This is a genomic window from Promicromonospora kroppenstedtii DSM 19349 (assembly GCF_000515355.1).
GTDB classification, from domain to species: domain Bacteria; phylum Actinomycetota; class Actinomycetes; order Actinomycetales; family Cellulomonadaceae; genus Promicromonospora; species Promicromonospora kroppenstedtii.
Window position 1 is genome coordinate 120,886 of record NZ_KI911760.1, and the last position, 9,334, is coordinate 130,219.

7 protein-coding genes and 1 pseudogene are annotated in these 9,334 nt (G+C 72.1%); 2 read left to right on the top strand and 6 right to left on the bottom strand.

The features are described from left to right. The 5 genes and pseudogenes from PROKR_RS27835 to PROKR_RS27855 all read right to left on the bottom strand — a co-directional run. The coding region (locus PROKR_RS27835) for a branched-chain amino acid ABC transporter permease (protein ID WP_084800723.1) at positions 1–1,052 on the bottom strand (1,052 nt) is incomplete at its 3' end. Beyond that, positions 1,049–1,924, bottom strand: coding sequence for a branched-chain amino acid ABC transporter permease (locus tag PROKR_RS27840; protein ID WP_036970365.1), 876 nt, complete (start codon positions 1,922–1,924; stop codon positions 1,049–1,051). The genes PROKR_RS27840 and PROKR_RS27835, both read right to left, overlap by 4 nt. After that, positions 1,921–2,706, bottom strand: a complete 786-nt coding sequence (locus PROKR_RS27845) for an ABC transporter ATP-binding protein (protein ID WP_036970367.1) — start codon at positions 2,704–2,706, stop codon at positions 1,921–1,923. The genes PROKR_RS27840 and PROKR_RS27845 overlap by 4 nt, the downstream gene beginning before the upstream one ends. Continuing rightward, positions 2,703–3,475: pseudogene (locus PROKR_RS27850) on the bottom strand (ABC transporter ATP-binding protein). Before PROKR_RS27850 ends, PROKR_RS27845 begins: the two are co-directional and overlap by 4 nt. Then, a complete protein-coding gene (locus PROKR_RS27855; protein ID WP_036970369.1) occupies positions 3,475–4,674 on the bottom strand; it encodes a substrate-binding domain-containing protein in 1,200 nt (399 codons plus the stop codon). The pseudogene PROKR_RS27850 and the gene PROKR_RS27855 overlap by 1 nt, the downstream one beginning before the upstream one ends. Before the next feature lie 245 nt (positions 4,675–4,919). Here PROKR_RS27855 and PROKR_RS27860 point away from each other — a divergent pair, with 245 nt between their 5' ends. Then, positions 4,920–6,164 carry an extracellular catalytic domain type 1 short-chain-length polyhydroxyalkanoate depolymerase gene (locus PROKR_RS27860; protein ID WP_036970371.1) on the top strand — a complete coding sequence of 415 codons (1,245 nt, stop codon included), beginning with the start codon at positions 4,920–4,922 and terminating at the stop codon, positions 6,162–6,164. A gap of 42 nt (positions 6,165–6,206) precedes the next feature. Here PROKR_RS27860 and PROKR_RS27865 read toward each other — a convergent pair whose 3' ends face one another. Then, positions 6,207–7,739 (bottom strand): helix-turn-helix transcriptional regulator, encoded by a 1,533-nt coding sequence (locus tag PROKR_RS27865; protein ID WP_084800724.1) that lies wholly within the window; start codon positions 7,737–7,739, stop codon positions 6,207–6,209. Positions 7,740–7,895: 156 nt separating this feature from the next. On the opposite strand from PROKR_RS27865, the gene aceA reads away from it, so the two are divergent. Continuing rightward, positions 7,896–9,254: an isocitrate lyase gene (aceA, locus tag PROKR_RS27870; protein ID WP_245605996.1), complete on the top strand. Its 1,359-nt coding sequence runs from the start codon at positions 7,896–7,898 to the stop codon at positions 9,252–9,254. The last annotated feature ends 80 nt before the right edge of the window (positions 9,255–9,334 follow it).

Consider the following 9,334-nt stretch of genomic DNA (forward strand, 5'->3'; position numbering starts at 1 on the left):
GGACCGCTCCCGTCCCGGTCGCTCCCGGGCCGACGGCGGGCGGCGAGCCGCTCGGCCGCGCCCGCCAGCCCGCCCGGCAGGAAGATCACGACCAGCACGAAGCAGGTGCCCAGCAGGAACATCGGCTCAGAGAGCGGGATGCGGAGCACAGCGGGCAGCCCGGCGACGGCCTCGGAGTGCGCGAGCTCGGCGAGCCGCTGGTCCAGCAGCGTGTAGAGCACGGCCCCGACGACGGCGCCCCAGCGCGAGCCGACCCCGCCGAGCACCACCATGACCAGGAGGGTGAGCGTGAAGTCGGCGGTCGACGTCGCCGGCGAGGCGCCGGACTGGAGCAGCAGGTACGCCATCCCGACGACGGTAGCGAGCGACGCGGCCAGTACGAACACCACGAGCTTGGTCAGGTAGGGGCGGCCGCCGATGATGCGCACGCGCACCTCGTTCTCGCGCACCGCGGCGGCGACGTGCCCGGCCCGGCTGCGCTCGATCCACAGCACCACCAGGTAGACGAGCAGCAGCACCGCGAGCGCCAGCCAGTACAGGTTGCGCGTGTTGACCACGCCGACCAGGGCGGCCGGCACGCCGTCGGTGGCGAGCGCGAGCCCCTCCTCGCCGCCGGTCAGGTCGCCCTGGTCGCGCCGGACCAGCACGTTGCCCGCCTGCGCGAACGCGAGCGTGACCATGGCGAACGAGATGCCAGTGACCCGCAGCGAGATGGCGCCGACGACGAACGCGAGGGCCACGCCGCCCACGAGCACGAGCGCGGCGGCGGGCAGGAGCGGCACGTCGGTGCGGTCCAGCACGATGGCCAGGCCGTAGATGCCCGCGGCGAAGTACAGGGCATGCCCGAAGCTCATCAGCCCCGCGACCCCGAACAGCAGGTGGTACGAGAGCGCGAGCGCCGCCGTCAGCCAGCACAGGGCCAGGAGCTGGAGCGTCCCCGGCTCGTACGTGTACCCCGGCAGGACGCCCGGGACCGGGATCGCGAGCAGCGGCAGGCACCCCAGGAGCACCAGGAGCGCGAGGCCACCGAGGCGGGTGGTGACGCGGTTCATGCGGGCCTCCCCATCAGTCCGGACGGGCGCACGAGCAGCACGAGCGCCAGGAGCAGGACGACGATCAGGTCGCCGGTGTTGTTCAGGTAGAAGTTGGCGAGCTGCTGGAGCACGGCGACGACGACGGACGCCACTGCCGCCCCGGTCAGCGAGCCCATGCCGCCGATCACCGTGACGATGAACGCGAAGATCAGCAGGCTCGCGCCCATGTGCGGCGACACGTAGTTCAGCGACTGCGTGGCGAGCACACCGCCCAGCCCGGCCGCCGCCCCGCCGACGGCGAACACGAGCGTGAACGCCTGGCGCACGTCGATGCCGAGCGCCGTCACCATGGCCCGGTTCTCCACGCCCGCGCGGATGATCAGGCCGTACCGGGTGTACCGCAGGAACGCGACGATGCCGCCGAGCACCGCTGCCGCGGCGAGCACGTTGAGGAACGCGGTGTTCGGCACGTGCGCGCCCAGCACGTCGGTGGTCGAGGCGAGCCAGTCGGTGCGCGTGACGTTGCGGGGGTTGGGACCCCAGATTCCCTCGAACAGCGCGACCGTGGCGAGCGAGAGCCCGACGGTCACGAGCACCTGCTCGATGTGCCGGTTGTACAGGGGCCGGATCAGGCCGAGCTCCGTGGCGGTCGCCGCGGCGGCCCCGGTCAGGGCTCCCACGAGGAGGCCCAGCAGGAGGCCGCCCCAGGTGCCCGCGCCGACCAGGTTGCCGGCCGCCAGCCCGACGAACGCGCCGAGCGTGAGGAACGACCCGTGCGCGAAGTTCAGCACGCCCATCAGCCCGTAGATCAGGGACAGCCCGGAGGCGACGAGGAAGTAGAGCCCGCCGAGGCCGAGGCCCGTCGCGAGCAGGAGGATCACGGTGCTCACCGGGCAACCCCCGTTTCGCCGGCCGAGCCTGCCGAGACCCCCAGCAGTCGCTGCACCAGCTCCGGATCGTCCAGCAGCTCCCGCGCCGGTCCCGTGTGCACCACGCGTCCGGCGTCGATCACGACGACGCGCTCGGCGAGCCGCTCGACCACCTGGAGGTTCTGCTCGACGAGCAGCACGGGCACCGTCCGCGCGGCCGTGGCCAGCGTCTCGGCGACCTCGGTCACGATGCGCGGGGCGAGCCCCTTGGTGGGCTCGTCCACGAGCAGGATGCGGTTGTCGTTGAGCAGCGCCCGGGCCAGGGAGACCATCTGCTGCTGCCCGCCCGAGAGCGTGCCCGCGCGCTGGCCGGCCCGCTTGACCAGGTCCGGGAACAGGGCGTCGACCAGCTCTCGGCGTGCCGGCGTGGTGCCGTGCGCCGTCGTGCCGGATCGTGCTGCCCGAGAACCGCCGCTCCCCGCGCGGCGTTCCGCGAGCCGCAGGTTCTCGGAGACGGTCAGGCCCGCGAACACCTCGCGGTCCTCGGGCACGTAGCCGACGCCGCGGCGGACGATGCGGTCGGTGCGCTCGCCGTCCACGCGGACGCCGTCGAGCAGCACCTCGCCCGACCGCTCGACCAGGCCGAGGATCGCGCGCAGCGTGGACGTCTTGCCCACGCCGTTGCGCCCCAGCACGGCCGTGACGCCCGACGCCGGGACCTCGAACGACACGTCGTGCACCACCTCCTGGCCGGCGATCCGGGCGGACAGCCCGCGCACCTCCAGCACGTTCGGCCCGCTCATGCCGCACTCCCCGCCGTCGTGCCCAGGTAGGCCGACTGCACCGTCTCGTCCGCCATGACCCGCTCCGGGACGTCGCAGGTCAGCAGCTCGCCGTGGTGCAGCACCGCGACGCGGTCGGCGAGGCCGAGCACCACGTCCATGTGGTGCTCCACCATGAGCACCGTCCGGCCGGAGTCGCTGATCGACCGGATCACCTCGACGAGCCCGGCGACGTCGCCCGTGGCGACGCCGGCCATCGGCTCGTCCAGCAGCACCATGGAGGAGTCCATGGCCAGCAGCACGGCTATCTCCAGCTTGCGCTTGTCGCCGTGCGAGAGGTCGCCGGCGGCGGCGTCGGCCCGGTGGGCCAGGCCCACCGTGGCCAGGTGCTCGGCGGCCTCCGCCGACGCCGTGTCGCCGCGCCGGGGAAGTTCAGGACCGAGAGGCTGCCGCCGAGGCGGCGCTGGGTGGCGAGCCGCACGTTCTCCGCGACGGACAGCCGCGGGAACAGGCTCGACGTCTGGAACGTGCGGCCCAGGCCCGCGCGGGCCCGCACCGCGACGGACGCCGCGGTCACGTCCCGGCCAGCGAGCAGCACGCGGCCGCTCGTGGCCCGGTAGATGCCGCTGATCAGGTTGAACAGCGTGGTCTTGCCCGCGCCGTTCGGCCCGATCACGCCGATCAGCTCTCCGCGCTCCACCCGGAGGTCCACCCCGGCGAGGATGCGCGCACCGCCGATCGTCAGCCCGAGGCCGGCCACCTCGAGGACCGGCTCGCCACCCGTCGCCATTACTGCGTCGCCTCCGCGGGCGCGACGGACGCGCCGTCGATGACCTCGACCAGCTCGGGCGTCCAGGCGTCGCCGTCCTGGACCAGCCTGGCCTGGTACATCGGCTGGATCAGGGCGTGGTCGGAGGCGCGGACCGTGGTCTCGCCCTTGGGGCCCTCGAACGTGTAGCCCTCCAGCGCGTCGACCATGGCCTCGACGTCGCCGGCGCCCTCCTCGATCGCGTGCACGATCATCTGCGCCGCCACGAAGCCGTCCGGCGTGAACAGGTCGGGCGTGCCGCCGGCCGTCTCGACGGCGTCGAGCATCGCGGTCTCGGTCTCGGTGCCGGCCGCGCCCGGGAAGTAGTGGTTCAGGAAGCTGACCTTCTCGGCCGCGTCCCCGTAGGCGCCGTAGGTGGCCACGTCACCCAGGCCGGTGACGACGGTGGTCTCGTCGAGCACGCCCTGCTGGTCCAGGCCCTGCCACATCGCGCCCGTCGTCGCGCCCGCCCAGGCCACGAAGACCATGTCGGCCTTGGCGTCGAGCACCTTCTTGGCGAACGGCGTGAACTCGGTGGCGTCCTCGGGGACCAGCACCGAGGAGACCTCGGCGCCCTGGCCGCCCAGCACGCCCTCGACGGCGGCGAGGTTGCCCTGACCGAAGGCGTTGTCCTGCGCGAACACGACGACCTTGGCGCCGTTCGGGTCCACGAACGTGCCCGCCGCGGCGACGTCCTGCAGCGACTGCCGGCCGCTGCGGAAGGTGTAGCGGTTGATGCCGGTGAGGGTATCGACGGCGGCGGGGCCGGAGACGTACAGGACCTTGTTCTGCTCGGCCTGCTCGGCCAGGGGCAGGGCAACGCCCGAGACGACGGTGCCGCCCAGGATCTGGTAGCCCTTGCCGATCAGGTCCTTGGCCTGCGAGACGGCCTTCTCGGGGTCGCCCGCGTCGTCGTGGTACGTCACGTTCAGCTCGTGGCCGGCGACGGTGCCGGTGCCGTCGGTGGCGTGGTCGATGCCCGCCTCGAACCCCTGCTTGTAGGCCGCGCCGTAGGCGGCGAGCGGCCCGGACTCCGAGTACACGATGCCGACGTCGATCGGCGCCGTGCTCTCGCCGTCGCCGCTGCCGCCGGTGGTCGCGCCGGTCGGCGCGCACGCCGCGAGCGCCAGGCCCGTGACCGCCGCCGCGGCGACGGCCATGAGGGACTTCCTCGTCCGCATGACTCTGCCCTTCTTCGGGTGGTCGCCGCTCGTGGGGTGCGGGCTCCGTCGCCCAAACCTGAGAGGCGATTCAGGTTGCGGAGATAGTGGACGAGCCGGGCATCTCATGTCAACCCATCGGCCGGTAGAAGGGCCCGGGTGAACTATTGACAGGTGATTCAGGTCGCACCTAATGTCCGCAGATGTCCGGCTGACCCCGCGCATCGGAGCGCCTCGGGCGGCACGACCTCAACGTGGAGGTTCGAATGACACACCCCTTGACGCGGCCCCGGCGCCGCCTCGCCAGCTGGCTCGCGGCACTCGTCGCGGTGGCCCTCGTCCCACCCGCGGTCGCGGCGGTGGCCGCCGTCGCGCAGCCCGCCGCGGGCGCCTGGTCGTCCCGTACGGCGGGCGGCATGACGACGCAGCTCTACGTGCCGACGTCGGAACCGGCCCTGGCCGCAGGGCGCGCGCTGATGATCAACCTGCACGGCTGTGTGCAGACGTCGGCCAACCTGAAGAGCGGCGGCAACTGGGCGGCGACTGCCGACGAGCACGGCATGGTCGTCGCCGTGCCCGCCGCGCCGAACGGCGGCGTGCTGCTCGGCTGCTGGGACTACTACGACACGTCCCACTCGCGGGCCAACCCGGCGCGGCACGACGACAACCTGCTCCAGCTCGTCGACGACCTGCTCGGGGACGCCTCGCTCGGCATCGACCCGAACCAGGTCTACCTCTCCGGGCTCTCGTCCGGCGGTGGCGAGACCATGGTCATGGGCTGCCTCGCGCCCGACGTGTTCGCCGGGATCGGCATCGACGCGGGCCCGACGGTGGGCACGACGTCGGGCCAGATCGGCTCCGTGGCGACCACGAAGGCACAGGCCACGACGGTCTGCCGCAACTTCGCGTCGACGGGGTCGCCCGGCTTCGGCACGCAGGTGACGTCGGTGGTCTACGGGTCGTCCGACACCACCGTGGCGACCGGGTACAACACCCTGAACGCGCAGGTCATGGCGGGTATCTACGGGGCCTCGACCCAGTCGTCGTTCTCCCTGGCGGGGCTGCCCGGCAGCAACACGGCGGGCACCGGCACCCTGTGGTCCGACGCCGCGGGGCCGCGCGTCTCGCTGATCGCCAACACGAACGTGGGCCACGCGTGGCCGGCCGGCGGCGGCCCCGGCGGCTCGTACATCTCGACGAGCTCCGTGAACTACCCGGCGTACGTGACGGACTTCTTCTTCGACAACAACCGGCGCGTGGACCGGTCCGCCGAACCGACGGACCCGCCCACCGACCCGCCGACGGACCCGCCCACCGAGCCGGGCCTGTTCTGCGGCGCCGCCACGAACGCGCAGCACCAGGCCGCGGGGCGCGCGACGTCGTACGGCATCGACCCGTACAACCCGTTCTACGCCATCGGCACCCTGGACTACCTGGGCCAGGGCAACGCGACCGTGACCACGCTCCGCGAGACGTCGGAGGGGGTGTTCGACCTGGTCACGGGCTGCTGACGCCGCCCGTTCGGTGCGCGCCCCACGCGGGGCGCGCACCGCTCAGTCCTCGGGAGCGTGCCGCTCCAGGAACCGGTAGACCTCCGTGGTCTCCACGCCCGGATAGGCGCCCGAGGGCATCGCGGCGAGCATCGACGCGTGCGGCCGCGCCGAGGGCCAGGCGAAGTCGCCCCATTTCTCCGACAGGTCCTCGGGCGGCCGCCGGCAGCACGACTCGTCGGGGCACCGTGACGCCGACCGCACCGTGGTCTCGCGCCCGGAGAACCACTTGACGTCCGCGAACGGCACACCGACCGACACGGAGAACGCGCCGTCGGACGTGTTCTCCACGCGTGAGGTGCACCAGTACGTGCCGGACGGCGTGTCCGTGTACTGCGCGTACGGGTTGAACCGGTCCTCGACGTCGAACACCCGGCGCGCCGTCCACTGCTTGCAGACGTGCTGGCCCTCGACGGCGCCCAGGGCGTCGGACGGGAACCGCACGCCGTCGTTCTCGTACGCCTTGTGCAGGATCCCCGACTCGTGCACCTTCATGAAGTGCACCGGGATGCCGAGGTGTCGCGTGGCGAGGTTGGTGAACCGGTGCGCGGCGGTCTCGAAGGACACCCCGAACGCGTCGCGCAGGTCCTCGATCGCGATGGCCCGCTCGTCCTTGGCGTCGCGCAGGAACTTCACGCCCGGCTTCTCCGGCACCATCAGGGCGGCCGCCAGGTAGTTGGCCTCGACGCGCTGGCGCAGGAACTCGCCGTAGTGCCCCGGCTCGGTGTGGTCCAGCACGTGCGAGGCGAGGGCCTGAAGCAGCGCGGACCGCGTGTTCGACCGGCCTCGGAACCCCTTGGACGGCAGGTACAGGCGCCGGTTGCGGGTGTCGATGACGGACCGTGTCGAGTGCGGCAGGTCGCTCACGTAGTGCAGCGTGAAGCCCAGGTGCGCGGCGATCTCCGCCGCCATGCGCTGGGGCAGCGGCCCGGTGGTGTGCCCGACGTCGGCCAGCAGGTCCTTGGCGACCTGCTCGAGCTCGGGCAGGTAGTTGTCCTTGGCGCGCATCTCGTCGCGGAGCTCGCCGTTGGCCCGCCGCGCCTCCTCGGGGGTGGCCGCGCGCTCGGTGTGCAGGCGCTCCAGCTCCCGGTGCAGGGCCAGGATCGTCGCGAGCGCGTCGTGGGGCAGCGACTTGCCGATGCGCACCCCGTCGATGCCGAGCGAGGCGAACAGCGGCCCGCGCTGCACGCGCTCCAGCTCGATCTCCAGCGCGTCCCGCTCCGACGGCGGCTCAGGCGACAGCAGGTCGTCCACCCCCGTGCCGAGAGCGCGGGCGATGGCCTGCAGCTGCGAGAACTTGGGCTCCCGCTTGCCGTTCTCCAGCGTGCTGATCTGCGACGGGGCGCGGTCGATGGCAGCAGCGAGGTCCTCGAGCGTCATGCCCTTGCTGGTCCGCAGGTAGCGGATGCGGCGGCCGATCGTGAGGGCGTCCGGCTCGGCGTCCGACGTCGCCGTCGGAGCGTTTTGACCGCTCTGGGTGGAACGCGAGGAAGTCGCGTTTCGCGCGGTTCTGCGATTTTCGGTGCTTCCTGCCATGCCCGAGGGTGACATAGGCAAAGGCTTCCGATCAACAGAAGAACTGGAAATCTTCTGCTCGGATCTGCTTGAGAAGGGGGTTGCGGAGGGCAGATGGTCGTTACACGTCACCGGCAGACGCGGTGGCAACGTTCCGTCCCGAGAAGGAGACCCGCCATGAGCGCACCCACGATCGACCCCACGTCCGAGGCGACCACGTCCGCGACGACCGCGGTGCCGGCGCAGGCCTCCGTGCGCGCCGGGGACCAGGTCCAGACCGCCGAGGAGCTGCGCCAGGCCTGGGCGTCCGACCCCCGCTGGGCCGGCATCGAGCGCAGCTTCACGGCGGAGGACGTCGTCGCGCTGCGCGGCTCGGTCGGCGAGGAGAACACGCTGGCCCGCCGCGGCGCCGAGCGCCTGTGGCGCGAGCTCCACGAGGAGGACTACATCAACGCCCTCGGCGCGCTGACCGGCAACCAGGCCGTGCAGCAGGTCAAGGCGGGCCTGCGGGCCATCTACCTCTCCGGCTGGCAGGTCGCCGGCGACGCGAACCTCTCGGGGCAGACCTACCCCGACCAGTCGCTCTACCCGGCCAACTCCGTGCCGGCCGTGGTCCGCCGCATCAACAACGCGCTGCTGCGCGCCGACCAGATCGACGTGTCGGAGAACGGCACCCCCACCCGCGACTGGCTCGCCCCGATCGTGGCCGACGCCGAGGCCGGCTTCGGCGGCCCGCTCAACGCGTACGAGCTGATGAAGTCGATGATCCAGTCGGGCGCCGCGGGCGTGCACTGGGAGGACCAGCTCGCCTCGGAGAAGAAGTGCGGCCACCTCGGCGGCAAGGTGCTCATCCCCACCCAGCAGCACGTGCGCACGCTCAACGCGGCCCGGCTCGCGGCCGACGTCGCCGACGTGCCGTCGATCGTGATCGCCCGGACCGACGCCGAGGCGGCGACCCTGATCACCTCGGACGTCGACGAGCGCGACCGCCCGTTCATCACCGGGGAGCGCACGAACGAGGGCTTCTACAAGGTGACCAACGGCATCGAGCCGTGCATCGCCCGCGCCAAGGCCTACGCGCCCTACTCCGACCTGATCTGGATGGAGACCGGCACCCCGGACCTGGAGCTGGCCCGCAAGTTCGCCGAGGCCGTCAAGGCCGACTTCCCCGACCAGATGCTGAGCTACAACTGCTCGCCGTCGTTCAACTGGAAGAAGCACCTCGACGACGACACGATCGCCAAGTTCCAGCGCGAGCTCGGCGCCATGGGCTTCAAGTTCCAGTTCATCACCCTGGCCGGCTTCCACACCCTGAACTACTCGATGTTCGACCTGGCCCACGGCTACGCCCGCGAGCAGATGTCGGCCTACGTGAAGCTGCAGGAGCTGGAGTTCGCCGCCGAGGAGCGCGGCTACACCGCCACGCGACACCAGCGCGAGGTCGGCACGGGGTACTTCGACCGCGTCGCCACCGCGCTCAACCCGGACTCGGCGACCACCGCGCTGGCCGGCTCGACCGAGGCGGCGCAGTTCTGATGACCGCGACCATCGACACCCGCGCCCACGGCACCAGCCCCTACGACGCCGACGCCGGCCTGGCCGGGATCGGCACCCCG